This is a genomic window from Azonexus fungiphilus (assembly GCF_003634965.1).
Classification (GTDB): Bacteria; Pseudomonadota; Gammaproteobacteria; order Burkholderiales; family Rhodocyclaceae; genus Azonexus; species Azonexus fungiphilus.
Map to the genome: position 1 here is coordinate 13,009 of NZ_RBXP01000015.1, position 20,764 is coordinate 33,772.

The following is a 20,764-nucleotide window of genomic DNA, read 5'->3' on the forward strand; positions in this document are numbered from 1 at the left end:
CCGATTATTGTCCGCGCAGAAACAGTTTGTCGAGTTCGTTGAGCGACAGTTCGCTCCAGGTCGGCCGTCCGTGGTTGCACTGGCCGGCGCGCTCGGTCTCTTCCATCTGGCGCAGCAGCGCGTTCATCTCGGGCAGCGCCAGTTGCCGGCGGGCGCGCACCGCGCCGTGGCAGGCCATGGTCGCCAGCAGTTCGTTGCGCCGCGCGGTGGCCAGCTGGCTGATGCCGTGTTCGCGCAGGTCGGCGATCAGCGAGCGCGCCAGCGCCACCGGGTCGCCCGACTGGAGCAGCGCCGGCACGGCGCGTACGCCGAGTTGCCCGGGGCCGAGCGGGGCGATCTGGAAGCCGAGTTCGGCGAGCGCTTCCGCGTGTTCCTCGACCGCCGCGACGTCGAGCGGATCGGCCGAGAAGACGGCCGGGATGAGCAGGTTCTGGGTCGCCACCTGGCGGCTGTCGAAGGCGTTCTTCAGCTTTTCGTAGAGGATGCGCTCGTGCGCCGCGTGCATGTCGACGACGATCAGGCCGCGTGCGTTCTGCGCCAGGATGTAGATGCCGTGCAGTTGCGCCAGCGCGTAGCCGAGCGGCGGACCGTCACGGTCGACGGCGATTTCCGGGCGGAATTGCGGCGCTTCGGCGGCGCTGCCGGCGTGGGCGGCCCGGGCGAAGGCCAGGTAGCTGGCGACTGCCGGCTCCTCGACGCCGAGGCTGGCCTGGCGCGGCGCTGCGGAGAAGGCGGCGGCGGGCGGGCGCGGCGGCGGGCTGGAAATTGGCGCAATCTGACGGTCGACCGTCAGATCCGGCATTTTTTCCGGGGCCGGGGCCTGGATCGGCGTCGCCAGCGTGCGCTGGATGGCGTGGTAAACAAACTGGTGTACGGCGCGCGAATCGCGGAAGCGGACTTCGGTCTTGGCCGGATGGACGTTGACGTCGACCAGCCCGGGGTCGATCTCGAGGAACAGGCAGACGGCCGGCTGGCGGGCGCCGTGGAGGACGTCGCGGTAGGCCTCGCGCAGCGCGTGGCCGATGATCTTGTCGCGCACGAAGCGGCCATTGACGAAGACGTTCTGGCCGTCCTTGGCCTCGCCGGCGCGGGTCGGATCGATGGCGAAGCCGTGCAGCGAAATCGGCCCGGCGGCGGCGTCGACCGTGCGCGATGCGGCGACGAAGTCGTCACCGACCACCTCGCCGATGCGCCGGGCGCGGTCGGCCGGGGCCAGCTGGAACAGGCTGCGCCCGTTGTGCGTCAGGCTGATGGCGACGTCCGGCCGGGTCAGCGCCAGGCGGCGGACGGCGTCGGCGCAGTGGGCGAACTCGGTGCTCTCCGACTTGAGGAACTTGCGCCGCGCCGGGGTGTTGTAATAGAGGTCGCGCATCTCGACCACGGTGCCGGCCATCAGCGCCGCCGGTTCGGGTGCGGCACCATTTTCGCCGCGCAGCTTCCAGGCATGCGCGGCGCCGCGTTCGCGGCTGGTGATGGCGAGCCGGGCGACGGCGGCGACCGAGGCCAGCGCTTCGCCGCGAAAGCCGAAGCTGGCGACGCGTTCGAGGTCGTCGAGGCTGGCGATCTTCGAGGTGGCGTGCCGGGTCAGCGCCAGCGCCAGTTCGTCGCGGGCGATGCCGCAGCCGTCGTCGGTGATGCGGATCAGCTTGACGCCGCCTTCCTCGAGATGCACCTGGATCGCCGTGCTGCCGGCGTCGAGGCTGTTTTCGAGAAGCTCCTTCAACACGGAGGCGGGTCTTTCGACGACCTCGCCGGCGGCAATCTGGCTGATCAGGAGGTCGGGGAGGCGGGCGATGGTCGGCATGCCCGGATTATAATGCGGCCTCGATCAAAGCCCGGTCCTGCGCATGGAACTGCTCACCCAATTCATCGACATCATCCTCCACCTCGACCAGTACCTCGCCGTCCTCGTCCAGGACTACGGGTTGTGGATCTACGCCATCCTCTTCTTCATCGTCTTCGCCGAGACCGGATTCGTCATCTTCCCCTTCCTGCCCGGCGATTCGCTGCTCTTCGTCGCCGGCGCGCTGGCCGCGCTCGGCCAGGGCGGCATGGACATCACCACGCTGTGCGCCGTCCTCCTCGTCGCTGCCGTGCTCGGCAACACGGTCAATTACCAGATCGGCCGCTTCCTCGGGCCGAAGGTCTTCCACTGGGAGAACTCGCGCATCTTCAACAAGGCGGCGCTGCAGAAGACGCACGCCTTCTACGAGCTGCACGGCGGCAAGACCCTGATCATCTCGCGCTTCCTGCCGCTGTTCCGCACCTTTGCGCCGTTCGTCGCCGGCATCGGCGCGATGTCCTGGGCCAGATTCACCTTCTACAACCTGGTCGGCGCCGCCGCCTGGGTGCTTTCGCTGTGCCTGGCCGGCTACTGGCTGGGCAACCTGCCCTGGGTCAAGCAGAACCTGTCGCTGCTGATCGTCGCCATCATTGCCGTCTCGCTGGTGCCGGCGGCGATCGGCTACCTGCAGCACCGGCGGACCGCCTGATGCGCTGGCTGCTGCTCGCCTGCCTCGCCGTCGCCCTGGTCGGCTGCTCGACCCGGCTCGGCCGCGACGGGCGCAGCGATACCACGGTCAACGCCCGTTACCTGCTGAAAACCGAGGTCGACCGCATCGCCGACACCACACGCCGCGAGATCGGCGACGGCCTGCTGCTGATCGCCGACAAGCTGTACAAGCGCAATCCGCGCGAGTGGAAGCGCGCCGGCCTGGCCAGCCGCGAGGCTGCCGTCGACCGCCTGCGCCAGCGTGTCCGCCACGACTGGCCCGAGCTGGGCGGCCAGCGCGAGCGGCTGGCCGCCCAGCAGGCGTTCACCGAGACTTACGCCGGCGACCGCGTCGCGGCGCTGATCTTCGGGCTGCTGACGATGGTCGACGCCGCCTTCGAGCACAAGGACGATTTCTACGTCCTCGACAGCCTGAACGAGATCAAGCTCTACAACGCCGCGCGCAACATGGAGATCGCCATCTGGAAGCTCGGCCACGACCGGCGCACCGGCGGCGAGCTCTTCCTGCTCTCGAACGAACTCGATCCGGCCAACCGCAACCTGTCCTTCGAGCGCGAGTTCGGCCGCGTCATCGGCCTGCTCGACCTGATGGCGCAGGTCGTCGCCGACCGCAACGGACGCACGCTGTCGCGGGTCACGCAATCGGTGGCGACGGCCATCTTCCTTCCCGTAGGTTTCTGAACATGAAAAACATCGTCATCCTGATTTCCGGTCGCGGCAGCAACATGGAGGCGCTGATCGGCGCCCGCGACCGCGGCGATCTCCCGGTCAACATCGCCGCCGTGATCAGCAACCGGCCCGACGCCAAGGGGCTGGAAATCGCCGCCGCCGCGGGCATTGCCACCCGCTGTCTCGATCACAAGGCCTACGCCGGGCGCGACGCGTTCGACGCCGCGCTGGCCGCCTGCATCGACGAATTCGCCCCCGACCTGGTCGTCCTCGCCGGCTTCATGCGCATCCTGACGCCGGACTTCGTGCGCCATTACGAGGGCCGCCTGCTCAACATCCATCCCTCGCTGCTGCCGTCCTTTCCCGGCCTGCACACGCACCAGCGCGCGCTCGACGAGGGCGTGCGCATCCACGGCTGCACCGTGCATTTCGTCACCGCCGAACTCGACCACGGCCCGGTCGTCATCCAGGCCGCGGTGCCGGTGCTCGACGGCGACGACGAGGCGAGCCTGGCGGCGCGCGTGCTGGGCCAGGAACACCAGGTCTACCCGCAGGCCGTGCGCTGGTTCGCCGAAGGCCGGCTGAGCCTCGCCGACGGACGCGTCCGCGTCGCCGGCGAGGCTGCCGCGGCGACCGCGCTGGTCGCCCCGGGTTTGCGTTGAAGGTGCGATGCGGCGCCTGCTGATCGCCGCCCTCGTCGTCTCCTTGCTGGTGCACGCCTGGGCGCTGTTCGGCATCGATTTCGGGATGTTCGGCGAAAGCGAGCCCGAGCTGCCGCCGCTGCAGGCCGAACTGCGCCCGCTGCCGCCGCCAGCGCCAGCCGTGCCGGCCCCGCTGCCAGCGCCGGTGGTCGAAGCGGCGCGCGCCGAGCCGCCGGCCGCGGCGCCGGAAATTGCCGAAAACCGACCGTCGACCGTGGACGCCGTGGCGCCGCCCGAGCCCGTCGACAGCGAAAGCGCCGCCGTACCGCCGCCGGCGCCTGAACCGATGGCCGCGGCGCTCGCTGGCGGCGGCCGGCTGGCCTTCGTCGTGGTCAAGGAATCGCTCGGCATGCAGATCGGCCGCGCCGTCCATCGCTGGGAATTCGCCGCCGACGGCAGCTACCGCCTGCACGCGATGATCGAGACCAGCGGCCTGGCGGCGCTGATCAAGCCGCTGCGCCAGGAGCACGAAAGCCGCGGCCGGCTCGGCCCCTACGGCCTGCAGCCGGAACAGTTCCGGGTCTTCCGCAACGGCCGGCCGCGCGGCGAAAATGCCGATTTCGACTGGTCGACCGCGGAAGTCCGCCTCGAACGCGACGGCAGCGTCCATCGCGTCGCCCCGGGGACGCAGGACCTGCTCTCGCTGAACTACCAGCTGGCCTACCTGAAGGCGCCCGAGAACGGCGCCACGATCGGCGTCGTCACCGGCCGCAAGTACGAGCGCTACGCCCTCGATTCCTTCGGCGAGGAAGAGATCGAGACGCCGGCCGGGCGTTTCCGGACGCTGCACCTGCGCGCCGCCGGCGAAACCCTGAGCGAAATCTGGATTGCGCTCGACCACTACCGCTTGCCGGTTAAAATCCGCTTTACCGATCGCAAGGGCGACAGCTACACGCAGCTCGTCACCGAACTCGACGGCGCCGAACCGGCGCCGCCGCAAGACTTAGGAAAACCATGAAAGCCCGCTTCACCCCAGCCCTCTTTGCCCACGCCGAAGCCGTCCTCGGCGAGGTGCTGCGCTTCGCGCATCCGGCCGATGCCGTCGTCTCCCGCTACTTCCGCGAGCATCGTCAGCTCGGTCACGCCGACCGCGGCTTCGTCGCCGAGACGGTGTTCGCCGTGCTCCGCCGCGGGCGCAGCATCGAGGCGCGCTGCGCCGGCCGCCTGTCCGACCGCCAGCGCCTGCTGGTGACGCTGGCGCTGACGCGCGGCTGGGGGCTGCGCGAACTGGCGCCGGTGCTCAACGCCAACGAGCAGGCCTGGCTCGAAGCCGCCCGGGCGCTGCCCGAGGCCGGGCTGCCGCCGGCGGTGCGCTGCGACCTGCCGGACTGGCTGCACGCCCGCCTGCTCGGCCAGTATCCGGAAGCCGAGGTCGAACAGCTGGCCGCCGCGCTCAACCGTCCGGCGCCACTCGACCTGCGCGTCAATACCTTGAAGACGAATCGCGAGCAGCTGCTCGGCGAACTCGCCGCGGCCGGCATCGAGGCCGTCGCCGGCCAGTGGTCGTCGCTGGCCGTGCGCCTTGCCGACAAGCCGGCGCTGGCCAAGCACCCGCTCTTCCTCGGCGGTGCCTTCGAGGTCCAGGACGAGGGCAGCCAGCTGCTCGGCCTGCTGGTCGAGGCCCGGCGCGGCGAGATGGTCGTCGACTTCTGCGCCGGCGCCGGCGGCAAGACGCTGCTGCTCGGCGCCCAGATGCGCAACACCGGCCGCCTCTACGCCTTCGACGTCTCGGAAAAGCGCCTCGCCAACCTGAAGCCGCGGCTGGCCCGTTCCGGGCTGTCGAACGTCCATCCGGTGCGCATCGAGCACGAGCGCGACCTGAAGATCAAGCGCCTGGCCGGCAAGGCCGACCGCGTGCTGGTCGATGCGCCGTGTTCCGGCCTCGGCACGCTGCGCCGCAATCCCGACCTGAAATGGCGCCAGGACGCGGCGGCAATCGCCGAACTCGGCGCCAAGCAGACCGCCATCCTCGATTCGGCAGCGCGCCTGGTGCGCCCCGGCGGTCGCCTGGTCTATGCCACCTGCAGCCTGCTCGCCGAGGAAAACGAGGCGGTCGTCACCGACTTCCTCGCCCGGCATCCGGATTTCGTGCTGATGCCGGCGTCGACCGTGCTCGAACGCCAGGGCATCGCCCTGCCCGGCGACATGCTGCGCTTGCTGCCGCATCGCCACGATACCGACGGCTTCTTCGCCGCCGTGCTGGAGAAGCGGGCATGACCGAGCACCAGGCGCTGCGCCTGCTGAGCAACCTGCTCGACGATTTCAGCGACCCCGCCTTCATCTGGCAGCTGGTCGCGCTGTTCGCCAGCCTGTTCGGCGCCTGGCTGGTCGCCCGTTACTGGCAGACGCGACCGGCCCAGGGCGAACGCGGCCGTCTCGGCCAGATCGGTGCACGCCTGGCCTTCCCGCTGACCGGGATGCTGCTGACCGGCGTCGCGCAACTGGCGCTCAAACCTTTCTTCGCGGTCACCCTGCTCAAGCTGGCGATGCCGCTGCTCGGCTCGATGGCGCTGGTGCGCGGCGTCATCTTCGTGCTCCGCCAGGCCTTTCCCGGCGCCGGCTGGCTGACCGCCTGGGAAAAACTGATCGCGACGCTGGTCTGGGGCTGGCTGGCGCTGTACATCACCGACCTGGCGCCGTTCGTGATCGAGGGGCTGGAGCAGGTCGATTTCCGCATCGGCAAGCAGCACCTCAACCTCTGGCTGATCGCCAGCGGCGCGGTGACGATCTTCCTCACCGTGGTCTTCGCGCTGTGGATCGCCGGCGTCATCGAGGCCCGCCTGATGGGCATGCGCAGCCTCGACGCCAACCTGCGCATCGTCGGCGTGCGCGTTGCCAAGGCGGTGCTCACCGTTGTCGCGATCATTTCCAGCCTGGCCCTGGTCGGCATCGACATGACCGCGCTCTCGGTATTCACCGGCGCCCTCGGCGTCGGCCTCGGATTCGGCCTGCAGAAGATCGCCAGCAACTACGTGTCCGGCTTCATCATCCTGCTCGAGCGCTCGATCCGCATCGGCAACATCGTCCAGATCGGCAGCGACGCCGGCGAAGTCACCCAGATCACGACGCGCTACACGGTGCTCAAGCACCCCGGCGGCACCGAGTTCATCGTGCCCAACGAGACGCTGATCGGCAGCACGGTGCAGAACCAGACCTACTCGGACCGCCGCCTGCGCCTGGCGACGACGCTCGGTGTCGCCTACGACAGCGATCTCGAACTGGCGATGCAGCTGATGGTCGATTGCGCCCAGGCGCAGGCGCGCGTGCTCGCCGATCCGGCACCGAAGGTGGTGCTGACCCAGTTTGCCGACAGCAGCATCAACCTCGAACTCGGCTTCTGGGTCGACGACCCGGAGAATGGCCGCATGAACGTCGTCTCCGAGATCAACCTGGCGATCTGGCGCGCCTTCCGCGAGCACGGCATCAGCATTCCCTTCCCGCAGCGCGAAGTGCGCATCCTCAAGGGCGCCGGCGAGTAGATCGGGAATCTGACGGTCGACCGTGCCCGCCGGCCATTTATCGGTGGCAATGTCATTGGTTTATGTTGTTGACATTGTCGTTGCCGGCGCCTAACTTGGCCTGATCGGGATGCGAGGGGGCGGCGATGCGGGCGAGGGCGGTCGGGATGGCGGGCTTGTGCCTGTGGCTGGCAGGGCCGGCGGCGGCACAGGATGAACTGGTCGAGATCGCCGAGGTGCGCTGGACGCGTGCCGTCGATCCGCTGACCCGGCAGCCGGGGGCGGCGCTGGTGACGGCGCCGGCGCGGACGCCGCTGACCCTGTGGATGCGTCTGCGCGCCGGCGAGGCCGGGCTGGCCAGGCTCGCCGCCGACGGCCGCCTGCCGTTGCGCCACCGCTGGTTCCGCGAGAGCTTCGCTGGCGTCAGTGCCGAGGGCGTCAGCGAAATGACCGATTCGATCGTCCTCGAGGCCGGCAAGCGCGAACTGCTCGGCCGTCTGCGCCGCGAGGCCGAGGCGCGCGGCAGTTTCGACTGGCGTACCTGGAGCGGCAAGGCCAGGCCCGGGCCGGGCCGCTGGAGTGTCGCCGTCGTCTATGCCGACAACACGCCGGTGCTGTGCCGCGGCGACGGCGCGCCGCAGCCCTGCCGTTATGCGATCACGGTGAAATGATGACGAGCCATCGCGACCCCGTGCTCGCCGGCGCCATCGGCGAAGCCCGCCTGCTCCTGGCCTATGCCGCCGAGAACGGCATCGCGCTCGATCCCGCGCTGGTCGCCACCATCGTCGGCGCCCAACTGTCCGGCGATCCGGCCAGCGCGGACGATGTCGATGCCCAGGCGCGCTTCTGGCTCGCCTTTGCCGCCGTCGCCCGGGCCGTGCATCCGGTTTCGGCCGACAGCATCGCGGCGACGATGACTCGCCACGAGCGCCGCGGCTTCGCCGCCGGCCTGCTCGATCGCCTGCTCGGCAACAAGCCCACCAGCCATGCCGAACGCAGCATCTACCGGTTTTCGCTGCTCTCCTTTGTCGTTCTCGTCTGCCTGCTGGCGACGCAGATGTACTGGGTCATCGGCGCCCGCCTCGAGGCCCAGTCGGGCCAGCTGATCGGCCAGGCCGAGGCGCTTTCGGGGCAGATGCTCAACCTGCGCAAGGCCCGCCTCGCCGACGATGCGCCGGAAGTCCTCCAGCTCGAGGCGGCCGGTGAACAGCTAGACCTCGAGCTGGCGATCCGGGTCGATGCGCTCGATCGCTGGAACGACGTCTGGCAGGCCTTGCTTCCCGGCATCCGTCGCGACCACGATGACGCTGCCGCGGCCAGTCCATTCACCACGCTGCGCAAGGCCAGACTGGAAGCTGGCCTGGCCAAGGAATGCATCGAACTCTACCTGCTGCCGCTGCTCTACGGACTGCTCGGCAGCTGCCTGCATGTGCTGCGCTCGCTGTCGGCCGGCATCGAGCGGCGCACCCACGTGCCCAGTCGGCTCTATCAGGTGCGCATCTACACCGGTGGGCTGGCCGGCCTGGTCGTCGGCTGGTTCGGCCTGGGCGGAGAAGCGGCCGGGTCGCTGGCCTCGCTGACGCCGTTCGCGCTGGCCTTCCTCGCCGGCTACAGTGTCGAAGTCCTGTTTGCCTTCATGGACCGCCTGGTCGCCGTCTTTGCCGGGCGGCGCGACGCCGCCGGCAGCGAGGCCGGTCCGCGCCGCTGAGGCGGATTTGCCGAGGCTGCCCGGTGATTTGCATGCGAATCGATTGTAATTCTCGAAACGACTGCATATACTCGGCGTACAGCTTTGATCTAGCGGGGGTTTTCTATGCTGGCTGGAACAATCAGCAAGTATCTGTTCCGGATCCGGACACGCAATGGCGTGATCGTCGAACACCTTTCGTTCTACGGTCGCGACGAAACGGAGGCGCGGCGCAAGGTCGCGCAGATCTACAACCACTGCGAGGTCCTGGAATGCGTGCCGCACCAGGTGACGATGAACGGCCGCCTGGGCACGGTCAACTACGAGGACGTGGTCGACCTGATCAGCGCGTCGTCCTGATCGGCAGGCTGCCGCGTTCGACCAGTTCGTCGAACAGCGCCCGGTAGTCGTGGGCGCCGGTGCTGCTCGCGTTGTGCCGGAAGACATCCTGGTTCATCGACGGGCTCTCGGCGACGGTGACGTTCTCCGAGATCGCGGTGTCGAGGACTTCGTCGCCGTAGCGTTCGCGCAGCTTGTTGCGCACGTCGTCGCTCATCCGCCGCCGGCGGTCGAAGCGGGTCAGCAGGTAGTAGCGGGGGATGCGCCGCTTCATCACCGGTTCGAGCACCTGCAGCGTCCGCGTGATCTGGTCGGCGGCCTGCAGCGACAGGTAGTCGGTGGACACCGGAATGACCAGGCAGTCGCTGGCGAAGATCGCATTCAACGCGAGCACGCCGATATACGGACAGCAGTCGATCAGGCAGTGGCGCTCCGGGTGTTTTTCCTCGAGCACGTCTAGACCGTGGCGCAGCTTGTTGAGGATCGCCGGTCCCTTGCCGAAGATCGAATCGACCTTGATCAGTTGCTGGTGGGCCGGGATCAGGCGGCCGATGTTCTCCCAGTCGACTTCGAGTTCCTCGAGCGCGCGCAGGTCCTGGAAGAAGGCAAACAGGCTGTGTCCGGATTCCAGCGGCGTCTTGCCGTGGATGCTGGATAGATGGCCCTGCGGATCCAGGTCGATCAGCAGCGGCGGGTTGCCGGAGCGCTGCAGCGCGGCACCGAGATTGAGCGCGGTAGTCGTCTTTCCGACCCCGCCTTTCTGGTTGAAGATGGCGATTCGCATGGTTTGGCCGTTCTATACAAGGCGCTATTTTTCACTTAACATTCAGCTTTCTGCAACTCTTTCCGGATATTTTTGCCGGTCCGCGTTGCAATCGTTCCGGCGGCGATGGCCGCCGTTTTCGTTTTATGGGGTTTGCCTCATGTCGCATGTCATGAACACCTACGCCCGCCTGCCGGTGGCTTTCAGCCATGGCAAGGGCAGCCGGGTCACCGATACCGAGGGCCGCGAGTACCTGGATGCGCTCTCCGGGATCGCCGTCAATACCCTCGGCCATGCCCATCCCAGGCTCGTTGCCGCGATTGCCGAGCAGGCCGGACGCCTGATCCACACTTCCAATCTTTACGGTGCCGTCGGCCAGGAGCGTCTTGCCGACCGCCTGTGCGCGCTCTCCGGGATGCAGGAAGTCTTCTTCGGCAATTCCGGCGCGGAAGCCAACGAGGCCGCGATCAAGCTGGCACGTTTCTACGGCCACAAGAAGGGCATCGAACTGCCGACCGTGATCGTCATGGAAAAGTCGTTTCACGGACGGACCATGGCCACCCTGTCGGCGACCGGAAACTACAAGGTCCAGGTCGGTTTCGAGCCGCTGGTCGCCGGTTTCGTCCGGGTGCCTTACGGCGATCTCGATGCCATTCGCGCCGTCGCCGAACAGAACCCCAACATCGTCGCGGTGATGCTCGAGGTCATTCAGGGCGAAGGCGGCATCCACCTGCGCGAGCCGGCCTACTATCAGGGGGTTCGCCAACTTTGCGATGCCCATGACTGGCTGATGATCTGCGACGAAGTCCAGTGCGGCATGGGCCGGACCGGCAAGTGGTTCGGCTACCAGCAGGTCGGCGTCCAGCCGGACATCGCGACCCTGGCCAAGGGACTCGGTTCCGGCGTGCCGATCGGTGCCTGCATGGCCGGCGGCCGTGCCGCCGGACTGTTCGGTCCGGGCAATCACGGTTCGACCTTCGGCGGCAATCCGCTGGTCTGCGCAGCGGCCCTGACGACGCTCGACTGCATCGAGGAAGAGGGCTTGCTCGCCAACGCCGAAAACATCGGCAAGCTGATCCGCCAGCGTCTGGCGGCCGGACTGGCCGATGCCCAGGGCGTCGTCGATATCCGCGGCCACGGTCTGATGATCGGCATCGAACTGGATCGCCCGTGCGGGGTGCTGGTCACCCAGGGGCTGGCGGCCGGTCTGCTGATCAACGTTACCGGCGATACCGTGGTGCGCCTGCTGCCGCCGCTCAACTTCAGCGAGCGTGACGCCAGCGAACTGGTTGACCGCATGATTCCGCTGATCAAGGCCTTCCTGGCGGGGTAAGACATGGCGATCAAGCACTTCCTGCAGTTCAAGGATTTTTCCCGCGACGAACACCAGTACGTTTTCGAGCGTACGCGCTGGATCAAGGACCAGTTCAAGTCCTACCAGAAGTACTGGCCGCTGACCGACCGCACGCTGGTGATGATCTTCGAGAAGGCGAGCACGCGCACCCGCCTGTCGTTCGAGGCCGGCGTCCAGCAGCTCGGTGGCTCGGCGATCTACCTGAACACCCGCGACTCGCAACTGGGCCGCGGCGAGCCGGTCGAGGACGCGGCCCAGGTGATCTCGCGGATGAGCGACATCGTGATGATCCGCACCTTCGAGCAGGAAATCATCGAGCGCTTCGCCGCCAATTCGCGGGTGCCGGTGATCAACGGCCTGACCAACGAATACCATCCCTGCCAGATCCTCGCCGACATCTTCACCTACATCGAACATCGCGGCTGCATCCAGGGCAAGACGGTGGCCTGGGTCGGCGACGCCAACAACATGTGCAACACCTGGCTGCAGGCGGCGGAAGTCCTCGATTTCAAGGTGCATGTGTCGACGCCGCCGGGCTACGAATTGAACCCGGCCCTGATCGCCGGGGTCGACGCTTCGCGCTACGCGGTTTTCGGCGATCCGATGGACGCCTGCCGCGGTGCCGACCTGGTGACCACCGATGTGTGGACGTCGATGGGCTACGAAGCCGAGAACGAGGAAAGAATGAAGGCCTTCGCCGACTGGTGCGTCGACGCCGAGATGATGGCGGTCGCCGACCCGAAGGCGGTGTTCATGCACTGCCTGCCGGCGCATCGCGGCGAGGAGGTCACCGCCGAGGTCATCGACGGTCCGCAGTCGGTGGTCTGGGACGAGGCCGAGAACCGGCTGCATGTCCAGAAGGCATTGATGGAATACCTGCTGCTCGGCCGGCTGAAGGTCTGAGCGGCATTGTCAAAACGTAACGGGAAAAGCAAATGAGCGACGTCAAGAAAGTGGTTCTCGCCTATTCGGGCGGTCTGGATACCTCGGTCATCCTCAAGTGGCTGCAGGATACCTATCAATGCGAGGTGGTGACCTTCACCGCCGACCTCGGCCAGGGCGAGGAGCTCGAGCCGGCACGCGCCAAGGCGCTGAAGTTCGGGATCAAGCCGGAAAACATCTTCATCGACGACGTGCGCGAGGAATTCGTGCGCGATTTCGTCTTCCCGATGTTCCGTGCCAACACTGTCTACGAAGGCGAATACCTGCTCGGTACCTCGATCGCCCGGCCGCTGATCGCCAAGCGCCTGATCGAGATCGCCAATGCCACCGGCGCCGACGCGATCTCGCACGGTGCGACCGGCAAGGGCAACGACCAGGTCCGCTTCGAGCTCGGCGCCTATGCGCTCAAGCCGGGCGTCAAGGTGATCGCGCCGTGGCGCGAGTGGGACCTGCTGTCGCGCGAGAAGCTGCTTGCCTACGCCGAGAGCAACGGCATCCCGATCGAGATGAAGCACCGCAACGGCGGCTCGCCCTACTCGATGGACGCCAACCTGCTGCACATCTCCTTCGAAGGCCGTCACCTCGAAGACCCGGCGGCCGAAGCCGAGGAAAGCATGTGGCGCTGGACGGTGTCGCCGGAAGCCGCGCCGGATGCCGCGCAGTACCTCGATCTCGAGTTCGAGAAGGGCGACCTGGTCGCCATCGACGGCGTGCGCATGAAGGCGCACGAACTGCTGGCCAAGCTCAACGAACTCGGCGGCAAGCACGGCATCGGCCGTCTCGATCTGGTCGAGAACCGCTACGTCGGCATGAAGTCGCGTGGCTGCTACGAAACCCCGGGCGGGACGATCCTGCTGCGCGCCCACCGTGCCATCGAGTCGATCACCCTCGACCGCGAAGTCGCCCACCTCAAGGACGACCTGATGCCGCGCTACGCCAGCCTGATCTACAACGGCTACTGGTGGAGCCCGGAGCGGCGTGCGCTGCAGGCCCTGATCGATCACACCCAGTCCACGGTCAACGGTTCGGTACGTCTGAAACTGTACAAGGGCAACGTCATCGTCGTCGGTCGCGACTCGAAGAGCGATTCGCTGTTCGACCCGACCATCGCCACCTTCGAGGACGATGCCGGCGCCTACGACCAGAAGGACGCGGGCGGCTTCATCAAGCTCAACGCCCTGCGCATGCGCATCGCCGCCAACCTGCAGGCGAAGAAGGGCAAGTAAGCGATGGAAGGCACCGTATTCGGCCTGAACGAGGAACAGATCGCCGATTTCTTCTCGACCTGGGGCGTCGGTGCCTTCATCCTGTTCATGCTGTTCATCATCGGCGAGATCGCCTGGAAGTCGAAAGCCGGCAAGACGGGCACCTTCGTGCTGTTCTTCGTGCTCGCTTTCGGCATGGTCGGTTTCATCGCCAAGTCCGTCATCCAGAAAATGTGGGGAATTTGAATGTCGCAATACGACAACGTTTCGGTGGTCAAGCAGGCCAATGTTTATTTCGACGGCAAGTGCGTCAGCCATACCGTCATCCTTGCCGATGGCACGAAGAAGACGGTCGGCGTGATCCTGCCGTCCAGCCTGACCTTCAATACCGGCGCGCCGGAAATCATGGAAGGCGTCGGCGGTTCCTGCCGCGTCAAGCTCAAGGGCGAGAGCGAGTGGAAGACCTACGCAGCCGGCCAGTCCTTCGACGTGCCCGGCAACTCGAGCTTCGAGATCGCCTGCGACGAGCCCTATCACTACGTCTGCCACTTCGGGTAAGCGACCATGCCGAGCTTTGACTTCACCTCCGAAGCGGACATGGTGGCGTTGAAGAACGCCGTCGACATCACCGCCCGCCAGATCGACAATCGCTACGACTTCAAGGGAACCTCGGCCAAGGTCGAGCTGAACGAGAAGGACAAGGTCATCACCCTGCACGGCGACTCCGATTTCCAGCTCGACCAGATCAAGGACATCCTCTTCCCGGCGATGGAGAAGAAGGAGGCCGAGAGCACCAAGCGTCTCGATCACCAACCGGTGCAGAAGGTCTCGGGCAACAAGGTCAAGCAGGAACTGAAGATCAAGAACGGCATCGAGACCGAGATGGCGAAGAAGATCGTGAAGATGATCAAGGATGCCAAGCTCAAGGTCCAGGCTTCGATCCAGGGCGACGAAGTGCGCGTCCAGGGGGCCAAGCGCGACGATCTGCAGGAGTGCATCGCGCTGGTCAAGAAGACGATCACCGACTTCCCGATCCGCTACGGCAATTTCCGCGATTGATCACGGTCGACCGTCGAAAAGGCACAAAAAAGGCAGCCGCGGCTGCCTTTTTTCGTTTACCGGCGCAGTCCCTCGATCCACACCGAATAAAGCCGCTCCGACAACCGCCGCATCGCCGGCAGCCCGGCCGCGATTCCCGCCTGCATTTCGGCCGGCGTCTGGGCGCTGGGCAGGTCGGCGACAGCCAGTGCCTCGTCGGCCCATTGCTCGCACCAGGTGGCGATCATCTCCGGCGTCATCTCGACATGGCACTGCATGCCCAGGTGCGGACCGAGCGCGTACATCTGGTTGGCGCAGTAGGCGCTGGCGAACAGGCGGCTGGCACCGGGCGGGATGCTGAAGGTCTCGCCGTGCCACTGGAACACCGTCGCCGGCTGCGCGGCCAGTTCGCCCAGCCAGTGGCGGGCGATGTCGTCATCGGTGGCCAGTGCCTCGCCCCAGCCGATTTCCTTGACCGGGTTGCCGCTGACGCTGCCGCCGAGCGCCTTGCTGATCAGCTGGCCGCCCAGGCAATGCCCGATCACCGGGATGTCGCGGGCGACGGCGTCGCGGATCAGGGCACAGACCGGCTCGATCCAGGGCAGCGGATCGTTGACGCTCATCGGCCCTCCCATGAAGCAGAGACCGGCGTAATCGGCGGCCGATGACGGCACCGCCACGCCTTCGTCGATGGCCACCAGCGTCCATGGAATCCCGTGCTGCTCAAGGAATATGGCAAAATAGCCCGGACCTTCTGTGGGGGAGTGGCGAAAAATGGCAACAGGTTTCATGGCAGCTTGGCTGAGGATGTTCCGGTTGCGGCATTTTACGCTTGCCGGCCTGGCCTGTCTGGCCGCTGCGGCGTCGGCGCAGGAGGTCGGCCTGGCCGGGATCATGGGCAGCAAGGCGCTGCTGATGATCAACGGCGCACCGCCGCGGGCAGTGCCGGTGGGGACGACGGTCGACGGGATCAAGGTGCTGTCGATCCAGGGTGACCAGGTGGTGGTCGAGATCGGCGGGCGCAAGCGGCCGTTGCGCGTCGGCCAGCATGCCGTCGGCACGATTGCCGACGACGCCGGCGACAAGGTCGTGCTGACTGCCGACGGGCAGGGGCATTTCGTCACCACGGGAACGGTCAACGGCGTTTCGGTGCGTTTTCTGGTCGATACCGGGGCCAGCATGATTTCGCTCGGTGCCAGCGACGCGCGGCGGATGGGGCTGGACTTCAACCGCGGCGAGAAGGGTATCTCGCAGACCGCCAACGGTCAGACGATGATCAGCATCGTCAAGCTCGACAAGGTTCGCGTCGGCGGCATCACGCTGCACCAGGTCGACGCGGCGATTCACCAGAACGACCTGCCGGTCGCGCTGCTCGGCATGAGTTTCCTCAACCGGATGGAAATGCTGCGCGACGGCAACACGATGACGCTGAAAAAGCGCTTTTAGGAGAGAACGATGCCGCAAAGGGATCAGGAAGTTGCGCTGCTGCGCGAAGAATTGGAAATGCTGATGCGCGAGCGCCAGGGGTTGCTGCGCGTCGTCGGCGCCAGCGCCGCACTGATCGCCTCGCTCGACAGCAAGCGCCTGCCGGTCGGTGCCGTCGAGGCGGCCGACGTTGTTGCCACGACGATCAACGGACTCGCCGAGGAAACCCTGCAGGATGCGCTGGCCGCGGTGCACGCCGAAATCGAGGAGGGACCGGCGGCGGCATGAGCATCGACCTGGCACGCCTGCGGCAAAGCCTGCTGGCGCAACCGCCCGATGGCGAGGCAGTGATCGAGGATGGCGCGACGCAGGCGGTGCTGACACCGGCTGCCGTGCTCTTCCCGATCGTCCGGCGCGCCGGCGGCGATACCGTGCTGCTCACCCAGCGCACCGCGCATCTGCGCGACCATGCCGGACAGGTCAGCTTTCCCGGCGGCCGTGTCGAGGCCGACGATGCGTCGCCGCTGGCGACCGCGTTACGCGAAACCGAAGAGGAAATCGGCCTCGCCCGCAGCCATGTCGAGCTTCTCGGCTACCTGCCCGAGTACCGTACCGGCACCGGTTTTCGCGTCGTTCCGGTGGTCGGGCTGGTGACCCCGCCCTTCGAGCTGAAGCCCGATCCGTTCGAAGTTGCCGAGGTTTTCGAGGTGCCGCTTGCCTTCCTTCTCGACGAAAGCAACCACCAGCGCCATTCGGTCCATCTGCGCGGCGCCCTGCGTCATTACTACGCCATGCCTTACGGCGACTACTTCATCTGGGGGGCAACCGCCGGCATGATCCGTTCGCTGACCGAAAGGCTTGTGGTATCTTGATGTTCTAGTCCAACCCGCCGCCCACGGTCCTCTGTTTCCATGAGCCTCTTCTCGCTGATCGCCGTCTTCCTGATCGAGCAATTCAAGCCGCTGGACTATCGCCGGATCGTCGCCGAACCCTTGTCGGCCTGGGCCGCTTTCGTCGAGTCGCGCTTCAACGCCGGCGGTCGTCACCACGGTCTGGCTGCCTGGATGATCGCCGTCGCCGTGCCGGTCGTTCTGCTGGCCATCGTCTATCTGGCGCTGCATGCGCTGAACCCGCTGCTCGGTTGGGTACTCAACGTCGGCGTCCTCTACCTGACGATGGGTTTTCGCCAGTTCAGCCATCACTACACGGAAATCCAGCTGGCGCTGCGTCTCGGCGACCTCGAGCGCGCCCGGCTGCTGCTCGGCGAATGGCAGGATCGTCCGACCCAGGGCCTGAGTGCCGGCGACGTCGCCCGCCTGGCCATCGAGGGCGCGCTCGGCGCCTCGCATCGCCACGTTTTCGCCGTGCTGCTCTGGTTCGTCTTGCTGCCCGGACCTTGCGGCGCCTTGCTCTACCGTCTGGCCTTGATCGTGCGCGACCGTTGGACAGCGGCCGAGGCGGCGGAGCATAATGAATTTGCAAGCTTCGCCAGGCAAGCTTTCGCCGTCATCGACTGGCTGCCGCAGCGGACCACCGCCGCCGCCTTCGCCGTCGTCGGCGATTTCGAGGATGCGGTGCACTGCTGGCGGACCCAGCCGGCATTCTGGCCGGAGCGCGAACTCGGTATCGTCCTGGCCAGCGGTGCCGGTGCACTCGGTGTTCGGCTGGGCGGTTCGGTGATCGACGAAGGCGAGGTTGCCGACCGTGCCGAGCTTGGCCTGGGCGATCCGGCCGATGTGGATTTCATGCAAAGTGCCGTCGGCCTGGTCTGGCGTGCCACGGTGCTGTGGATGTTGTTGCTCTTTTTGTTGGGGCTTGCCAGTCTGGCAGGCTGAAGAAATTTTTACGAGGAGTTCTACATGAGCAGAGAAGTTGTCGTTCTGAGCGCAGTCCGTTCCCCGATCGGTTCCTTTGGCGGTTCCCTGGCCGATTTCGAGACCAGCGAACTGGCCGGTATCGTGATGAAGGAAGCGATCGCCCGCTCCGGTGTCGATCCCCAGCAGATCAACTACATCACCGTCGGCACCACGATGCCGACCGATTCGCGCTACGCCTATGCCTCGCGCGTCGCCTCGATCCAGGCCGGCCTGCCGATGGAGTCGGTGGCCATGCAGGTTTCCCGCCTGTGCGCCTCCGGCCTGCAGGGCATCGTGACCACGGCCCAGAACATCATGCTGAACGATGCCGACTACGGTATCGGTGGCGGTGTCGAAGTCATGTCCAAGGCCGCCTACCTGATGCCGGCGCTGCGCTCCGGCGCCCGCATGGGCGACACCAAGGCGATCGACTCGATGGTCGCCGTCCTGACCGACCCGTTCGGCGTCGGCCACATGGGTATCACCGCCGAAAACCTGGCGGCCAAGCACGGCATCAGCCGTGAAGCGCAGGATGAGTTCGCCGTCGAATCGCAGCGCCGTGCCGCGGCTGCCATCGACGCCGGCCACTTCAAGTCGCAGATCGTGCCGATCGTCAAGCAGACCAAGAAGGGCGAGGTCGTTTTCGATACCGACGAATACGTCAAGCGTGGCACGACCCTCGAAGCCCTGGCCAAGATGAAGCCGGCCTTCAAGAAGGACGGTACCGTCACCGCTGGTAACGCTTCCGGCATCAACGACGGCGCTGCCTTCTTCGTGCTCGCGGCGGCCGATGTCGCCGCCAAGGCTGGTTACAAGGCGCGTGCCCGCATCGCCAGCTACGCCGTTGCCGGCGTGCCCAACGATGTCATGGGCGAAGGCCCGATCCCGGCGACCAAGCTGGCCCTGAAGAAGGCCGGCCTGACGCTGGACCAGATGGATGTCATCGAATCCAACGAAGCCTTCGCCGCGCAGGCCCTGTCGGTGTCCAAGGTGCTCGGCCTGGATCCGGCCAAGACCAACCCGAACGGCGGTGCCATCGCCCTCGGCCACCCGGTCGGCTGCTCCGGTGCCTTCATCGCCACCAAGGCCCTCTACGAACTGGAACGCGTTGCCGGCAAGTACGCGCTGGTCACCATGTGTATCGGCGGCGGCCAGGGCATTGCAGTGATTCTCGAGCGCGCCTGATTCGCGTCCAGCGATCGCGCACAACCCGCCGGAGCGATCCGGCGGGTTTTTTTATTTGCACCAAACTGTTTCGCTGCACCACGCTGTCAAAAAATTGCACCAGCATGGGGCGTTCGGTTTCATCGGGATTTCCTAATCCGCTGTTTCAATGTGCTTTTCCGTTATGGCACGGATTCTGCTGATTTCGTGTCGCAAGCCTTCTCACAAAGAGTCCGACATGAACTTCTATAACGAGATGTATGACGCCAACGGAGGCGTCCGGGAGCACTACAAGGGATATGCAGCCTGGCTGGCAGCGACGCCGCCGGAGCGCATCGAGCGCAAGCGGGCCGAAGCCGACCTGGCCTTTCACCGCGTCGGCATCACCTTCGCCGTCTATGGCGAGGAAGCGGGCAAGGAACGGCTGATTCCCTTCGACATCATTCCGCGGATCATTCCGTCAAAGGAGTGGAAGTCGCTGGAGCGCGGCATGCGCCAGCGGGTCAAGGCGCTGAACATGTTCCTCTGGGACATCTACCACGAACAGGAGATCCTCAAGGCCGGCAAGATTCCGGCCGAACAGGTGCTCAACAACGCGCAGTATCGCGCGGTGATGCGCGGTGTCGATGTCCCGGCCGGCATCTATGCGCATATCGCCGGTGTTGACGTGGTCCGGGCCGGCGCCGGCGAGTTCTACGTGCTCGAGGACAACCTGCGCGTACCGTCCGGTGTGTCGTACATGCTCGAGGACCGCAAGATGATGATGCGGCTGTTCCCCGAACTGTTCGCCAAGCACAAGGTGGCGCCGGTCCAGCACTATCCGGACATGCTGCTGGAGAAGCTGCGCGCGGTGGCGCCGCAGGGCATCGCCGATCCGACCGTGGTCGTGCTGACGCCGGGGGCCTACAACAGCGCCTATTTCGAACACAGCTTCCTGGCCCAGCAGATGGGCGTCGAACTGGTCGAGGGTCGCGATCTCTTCGTCAAGAACGAGACTGTCTACATGCGTACGACCCAGGGGCCGCAGCGGGTCGACGTGATCTACCGCCGGATCGATGACGATTTCCTGGATCCCCAGGCCTTCCGTGCCGATTCGGCACTCGGCGTGCCGGGCATCCTCAAGGCTTACCAGGCCGGCAACGTGACGCTGGCCAACGCCATCGGTACCGGCGTCGCCGACGACAAGTCGATCTACCCCTATGTCCCGGAGATGATCCGCTTCTACCTAGGCGAGGAGCCCATCCTCAACAACGTGCCGACCTGGATGTGCCGCAAGAAGGACGATCTTGCCTACGTCCTCGATCACCTGGGCGAACTGGTGGTCAAGGAGGTGCACGGCGCCGGCGGCTACGGCATGCTCGTCGGCCCGGCTTCGACCCGGGAGCAGATCGAGCATTTCCGCCAACTGCTGCTGGCCAAGCCCGACGGTTACATCGCCCAGCCGACGCTGGCCCTGTCCAACTGCCCGACCTTCGTCGAGGAGGGCATCGCGCCGCGCCATCTCGACCTGCGCCCCTTCGTGCTGTCCTCGGGCAAGTGCGTGAACATGGTGCCGGGCGGGCTGACCCGGGTCGCGCTGACCAAGGGCTCGCTCGTCGTCAATTCGTCGCAAGGCGGCGGTACCAAGGACACCTGGGTTCTGGAGGATTAA

At 66.2% G+C, this 20,764-nt stretch carries 24 protein-coding genes; 21 read left to right on the plus strand and 3 right to left on the minus strand.

The features are described from left to right. Positions 1-4: 4 nt before the first annotated feature. On the minus strand, positions 5-1,804 hold the full coding sequence (gene mutL / locus DFR40_RS09580) for a DNA mismatch repair endonuclease MutL (RefSeq protein ID WP_121458273.1): 1,800 nt from the start codon (positions 1,802-1,804) through the stop codon (positions 5-7). Between the two features lie 43 nt (positions 1,805-1,847). Between mutL and DFR40_RS09585 the strand changes: the two genes are divergently transcribed. From DFR40_RS09585 to DFR40_RS09625, 9 genes are all read left to right on the plus strand, one after another. Further along, positions 1,848-2,492 carry a DedA family protein gene (locus DFR40_RS09585; RefSeq protein ID WP_121458274.1) on the plus strand — a complete coding sequence of 215 codons (645 nt, stop codon included), beginning with the start codon at positions 1,848-1,850 and terminating at the stop codon, positions 2,490-2,492. Then, on the plus strand, positions 2,492-3,193 hold the full coding sequence (locus DFR40_RS09590) for a hypothetical protein (RefSeq protein ID WP_121458275.1): 702 nt from the start codon (positions 2,492-2,494) through the stop codon (positions 3,191-3,193). Before DFR40_RS09585 ends, DFR40_RS09590 begins: the two co-directional genes overlap by 1 nt. 2 nt (positions 3,194-3,195) lie before the next feature. Further along, positions 3,196-3,843 carry a phosphoribosylglycinamide formyltransferase gene (gene purN, locus DFR40_RS09595; protein ID WP_121458276.1) on the plus strand — a complete coding sequence of 216 codons (648 nt, stop codon included), beginning with the start codon at positions 3,196-3,198 and terminating at the stop codon, positions 3,841-3,843. A 7-nt stretch (positions 3,844-3,850) separates the two neighbouring features. Further along, positions 3,851-4,840, plus strand: a complete 990-nt coding sequence (locus DFR40_RS09600; protein ID WP_121458277.1) for a DUF3108 domain-containing protein — start codon at positions 3,851-3,853, stop codon at positions 4,838-4,840. Further along, the gene (locus tag DFR40_RS09605; protein ID WP_121458278.1) at positions 4,837-6,099 is read left to right on the plus strand and encodes an RsmB/NOP family class I SAM-dependent RNA methyltransferase; all 1,263 of its coding nucleotides are present in this window, start codon (positions 4,837-4,839) and stop codon (positions 6,097-6,099) included. Before DFR40_RS09600 ends, DFR40_RS09605 begins: the two co-directional genes overlap by 4 nt. Continuing rightward, positions 6,096-7,361: a mechanosensitive ion channel family protein gene (locus tag DFR40_RS09610; RefSeq protein WP_121458279.1), complete on the plus strand. Its 1,266-nt coding sequence runs from the start codon at positions 6,096-6,098 to the stop codon at positions 7,359-7,361. Before DFR40_RS09605 ends, DFR40_RS09610 begins: the two co-directional genes overlap by 4 nt. Positions 7,362-7,507: 146 nt before the next feature. Further along, a complete protein-coding gene (locus DFR40_RS09615) occupies positions 7,508-8,011 on the plus strand; it encodes a hypothetical protein (protein WP_121458280.1) in 504 nt (167 codons plus the stop codon). Further along, complete coding sequence (locus tag DFR40_RS09620) at positions 8,011-9,048, plus strand: hypothetical protein (RefSeq protein ID WP_147431309.1); 1,038 nt, start codon at positions 8,011-8,013, stop codon at positions 9,046-9,048. Before DFR40_RS09615 ends, DFR40_RS09620 begins: the two co-directional genes overlap by 1 nt. A 159-nt stretch (positions 9,049-9,207) precedes the next feature. Further along, positions 9,208-9,387 (plus strand): hypothetical protein, encoded by a 180-nt coding sequence (locus DFR40_RS09625; RefSeq protein ID WP_147431310.1) that lies wholly within the window; start codon positions 9,208-9,210, stop codon positions 9,385-9,387. On the opposite strand, the gene DFR40_RS09630 is transcribed toward DFR40_RS09625, so the two are convergent. Then, complete coding sequence (locus DFR40_RS09630) at positions 9,371-10,150, minus strand: ParA family protein (RefSeq protein ID WP_121458283.1); 780 nt, start codon at positions 10,148-10,150, stop codon at positions 9,371-9,373. The genes DFR40_RS09625 and DFR40_RS09630 overlap by 17 nt on opposite strands. Positions 10,151-10,289: 139 nt before the next feature. On the opposite strand from DFR40_RS09630, the gene DFR40_RS09635 reads away from it, so the two are divergent. The 6 genes from DFR40_RS09635 to DFR40_RS09660 are packed head-to-tail and all read left to right on the plus strand — an operon-like array spanning position 10,290 to position 14,689. Then, positions 10,290-11,462: an aspartate aminotransferase family protein gene (locus DFR40_RS09635; protein ID WP_121458284.1), complete on the plus strand. Its 1,173-nt coding sequence runs from the start codon at positions 10,290-10,292 to the stop codon at positions 11,460-11,462. Between the two features lie 3 nt (positions 11,463-11,465). After that, positions 11,466-12,386: an ornithine carbamoyltransferase gene (gene argF / locus DFR40_RS09640; RefSeq protein ID WP_121458285.1), complete on the plus strand. Its 921-nt coding sequence runs from the start codon at positions 11,466-11,468 to the stop codon at positions 12,384-12,386. A 32-nt stretch (positions 12,387-12,418) separates the two neighbouring features. Continuing rightward, complete coding sequence (locus DFR40_RS09645; RefSeq protein WP_121458286.1) at positions 12,419-13,651, plus strand: argininosuccinate synthase; 1,233 nt, start codon at positions 12,419-12,421, stop codon at positions 13,649-13,651. Between the two features lie 3 nt (positions 13,652-13,654). Then, entirely contained in the window at positions 13,655-13,876 is a 222-nt protein-coding gene (locus tag DFR40_RS09650; RefSeq protein WP_121458287.1) for a DUF2788 domain-containing protein, read from the plus strand. Continuing rightward, positions 13,877-14,188 (plus strand): pyrimidine/purine nucleoside phosphorylase, encoded by a 312-nt coding sequence (ppnP, locus tag DFR40_RS09655; RefSeq protein ID WP_121458288.1) that lies wholly within the window; start codon positions 13,877-13,879, stop codon positions 14,186-14,188. Between the two features lie 6 nt (positions 14,189-14,194). Then, positions 14,195-14,689, plus strand: coding sequence for a YajQ family cyclic di-GMP-binding protein (locus DFR40_RS09660; RefSeq protein WP_121458289.1), 495 nt, complete (start codon positions 14,195-14,197; stop codon positions 14,687-14,689). 56 nt (positions 14,690-14,745) lie between these two features. On the opposite strand, the gene DFR40_RS09665 is transcribed toward DFR40_RS09660, so the two are convergent. Further along, the gene (locus DFR40_RS09665; RefSeq protein WP_121458290.1) at positions 14,746-15,459 is read right to left on the minus strand and encodes a type 1 glutamine amidotransferase; all 714 of its coding nucleotides are present in this window, start codon (positions 15,457-15,459) and stop codon (positions 14,746-14,748) included. A gap of 16 nt (positions 15,460-15,475) precedes the next feature. Here DFR40_RS09665 and DFR40_RS09670 point away from each other — a divergent pair, with 16 nt between their 5' ends. The 6 genes from DFR40_RS09670 (at position 15,476) to DFR40_RS09695 (ending at position 20,764) form a co-directional block, all read left to right on the plus strand. Then, positions 15,476-16,114: a retropepsin-like aspartic protease family protein gene (locus DFR40_RS09670; RefSeq protein WP_121458291.1), complete on the plus strand. Its 639-nt coding sequence runs from the start codon at positions 15,476-15,478 to the stop codon at positions 16,112-16,114. A 9-nt stretch (positions 16,115-16,123) separates the two neighbouring features. Next, positions 16,124-16,381 carry a hypothetical protein gene (locus tag DFR40_RS09675; protein WP_121458292.1) on the plus strand — a complete coding sequence of 86 codons (258 nt, stop codon included), beginning with the start codon at positions 16,124-16,126 and terminating at the stop codon, positions 16,379-16,381. After that, the gene (locus DFR40_RS09680) at positions 16,378-16,965 is read left to right on the plus strand and encodes a CoA pyrophosphatase (RefSeq protein WP_121458293.1); all 588 of its coding nucleotides are present in this window, start codon (positions 16,378-16,380) and stop codon (positions 16,963-16,965) included. The genes DFR40_RS09675 and DFR40_RS09680 overlap by 4 nt, the downstream gene beginning before the upstream one ends. A gap of 39 nt (positions 16,966-17,004) precedes the next feature. Then, the gene (locus tag DFR40_RS09685; protein WP_121458294.1) at positions 17,005-17,928 is read left to right on the plus strand and encodes a CobD/CbiB family protein; all 924 of its coding nucleotides are present in this window, start codon (positions 17,005-17,007) and stop codon (positions 17,926-17,928) included. Positions 17,929-17,952: 24 nt separating this feature from the next. Beyond that, the gene (locus DFR40_RS09690; protein WP_121458295.1) at positions 17,953-19,134 is read left to right on the plus strand and encodes an acetyl-CoA C-acyltransferase family protein; all 1,182 of its coding nucleotides are present in this window, start codon (positions 17,953-17,955) and stop codon (positions 19,132-19,134) included. Positions 19,135-19,351: 217 nt separating this feature from the next. Then, positions 19,352-20,764 carry a circularly permuted type 2 ATP-grasp protein gene (locus DFR40_RS09695; RefSeq protein WP_121458296.1) on the plus strand — a complete coding sequence of 471 codons (1,413 nt, stop codon included), beginning with the start codon at positions 19,352-19,354 and terminating at the stop codon, positions 20,762-20,764.

Coding starts and splice junctions, on each gene's coding strand:
- mutL (WP_121458273.1), bottom strand. CDS start 1,804: ATGCCGACCATCGCCCGCCTCCCCGACCTCCTGATCAGCCAGATTGCC.
- DFR40_RS09585 (WP_121458274.1), top strand. CDS start 1,848: ATGGAACTGCTCACCCAATTCATCGACATCATCCTCCACCTCGACCAG.
- DFR40_RS09590 (WP_121458275.1), top strand. CDS start 2,492: ATGCGCTGGCTGCTGCTCGCCTGCCTCGCCGTCGCCCTGGTCGGCTGC.
- purN (WP_121458276.1), top strand. CDS start 3,196: ATGAAAAACATCGTCATCCTGATTTCCGGTCGCGGCAGCAACATGGAG.
- DFR40_RS09600 (WP_121458277.1), top strand. CDS start 3,851: ATGCGGCGCCTGCTGATCGCCGCCCTCGTCGTCTCCTTGCTGGTGCAC.
- DFR40_RS09605 (WP_121458278.1), top strand. CDS start 4,837: ATGAAAGCCCGCTTCACCCCAGCCCTCTTTGCCCACGCCGAAGCCGTC.
- DFR40_RS09610 (WP_121458279.1), top strand. CDS start 6,096: ATGACCGAGCACCAGGCGCTGCGCCTGCTGAGCAACCTGCTCGACGAT.
- DFR40_RS09615 (WP_121458280.1), top strand. CDS start 7,508: ATGGCGGGCTTGTGCCTGTGGCTGGCAGGGCCGGCGGCGGCACAGGAT.
- DFR40_RS09620 (WP_147431309.1), top strand. CDS start 8,011: ATGACGAGCCATCGCGACCCCGTGCTCGCCGGCGCCATCGGCGAAGCC.
- DFR40_RS09630 (WP_121458283.1), bottom strand. CDS start 10,150: ATGCGAATCGCCATCTTCAACCAGAAAGGCGGGGTCGGAAAGACGACT.
- DFR40_RS09635 (WP_121458284.1), top strand. CDS start 10,290: ATGTCGCATGTCATGAACACCTACGCCCGCCTGCCGGTGGCTTTCAGC.
- argF (WP_121458285.1), top strand. CDS start 11,466: ATGGCGATCAAGCACTTCCTGCAGTTCAAGGATTTTTCCCGCGACGAA.
- DFR40_RS09645 (WP_121458286.1), top strand. CDS start 12,419: ATGAGCGACGTCAAGAAAGTGGTTCTCGCCTATTCGGGCGGTCTGGAT.
- DFR40_RS09650 (WP_121458287.1), top strand. CDS start 13,655: ATGGAAGGCACCGTATTCGGCCTGAACGAGGAACAGATCGCCGATTTC.
- ppnP (WP_121458288.1), top strand. CDS start 13,877: ATGTCGCAATACGACAACGTTTCGGTGGTCAAGCAGGCCAATGTTTAT.
- DFR40_RS09660 (WP_121458289.1), top strand. CDS start 14,195: ATGCCGAGCTTTGACTTCACCTCCGAAGCGGACATGGTGGCGTTGAAG.
- DFR40_RS09665 (WP_121458290.1), bottom strand. CDS start 15,459: ATGAAACCTGTTGCCATTTTTCGCCACTCCCCCACAGAAGGTCCGGGC.
- DFR40_RS09670 (WP_121458291.1), top strand. CDS start 15,476: ATGTTCCGGTTGCGGCATTTTACGCTTGCCGGCCTGGCCTGTCTGGCC.
- DFR40_RS09675 (WP_121458292.1), top strand. CDS start 16,124: ATGCCGCAAAGGGATCAGGAAGTTGCGCTGCTGCGCGAAGAATTGGAA.
- DFR40_RS09680 (WP_121458293.1), top strand. CDS start 16,378: ATGAGCATCGACCTGGCACGCCTGCGGCAAAGCCTGCTGGCGCAACCG.
- DFR40_RS09685 (WP_121458294.1), top strand. CDS start 17,005: ATGAGCCTCTTCTCGCTGATCGCCGTCTTCCTGATCGAGCAATTCAAG.
- DFR40_RS09690 (WP_121458295.1), top strand. CDS start 17,953: ATGAGCAGAGAAGTTGTCGTTCTGAGCGCAGTCCGTTCCCCGATCGGT.
- DFR40_RS09695 (WP_121458296.1), top strand. CDS start 19,352: ATGAACTTCTATAACGAGATGTATGACGCCAACGGAGGCGTCCGGGAG.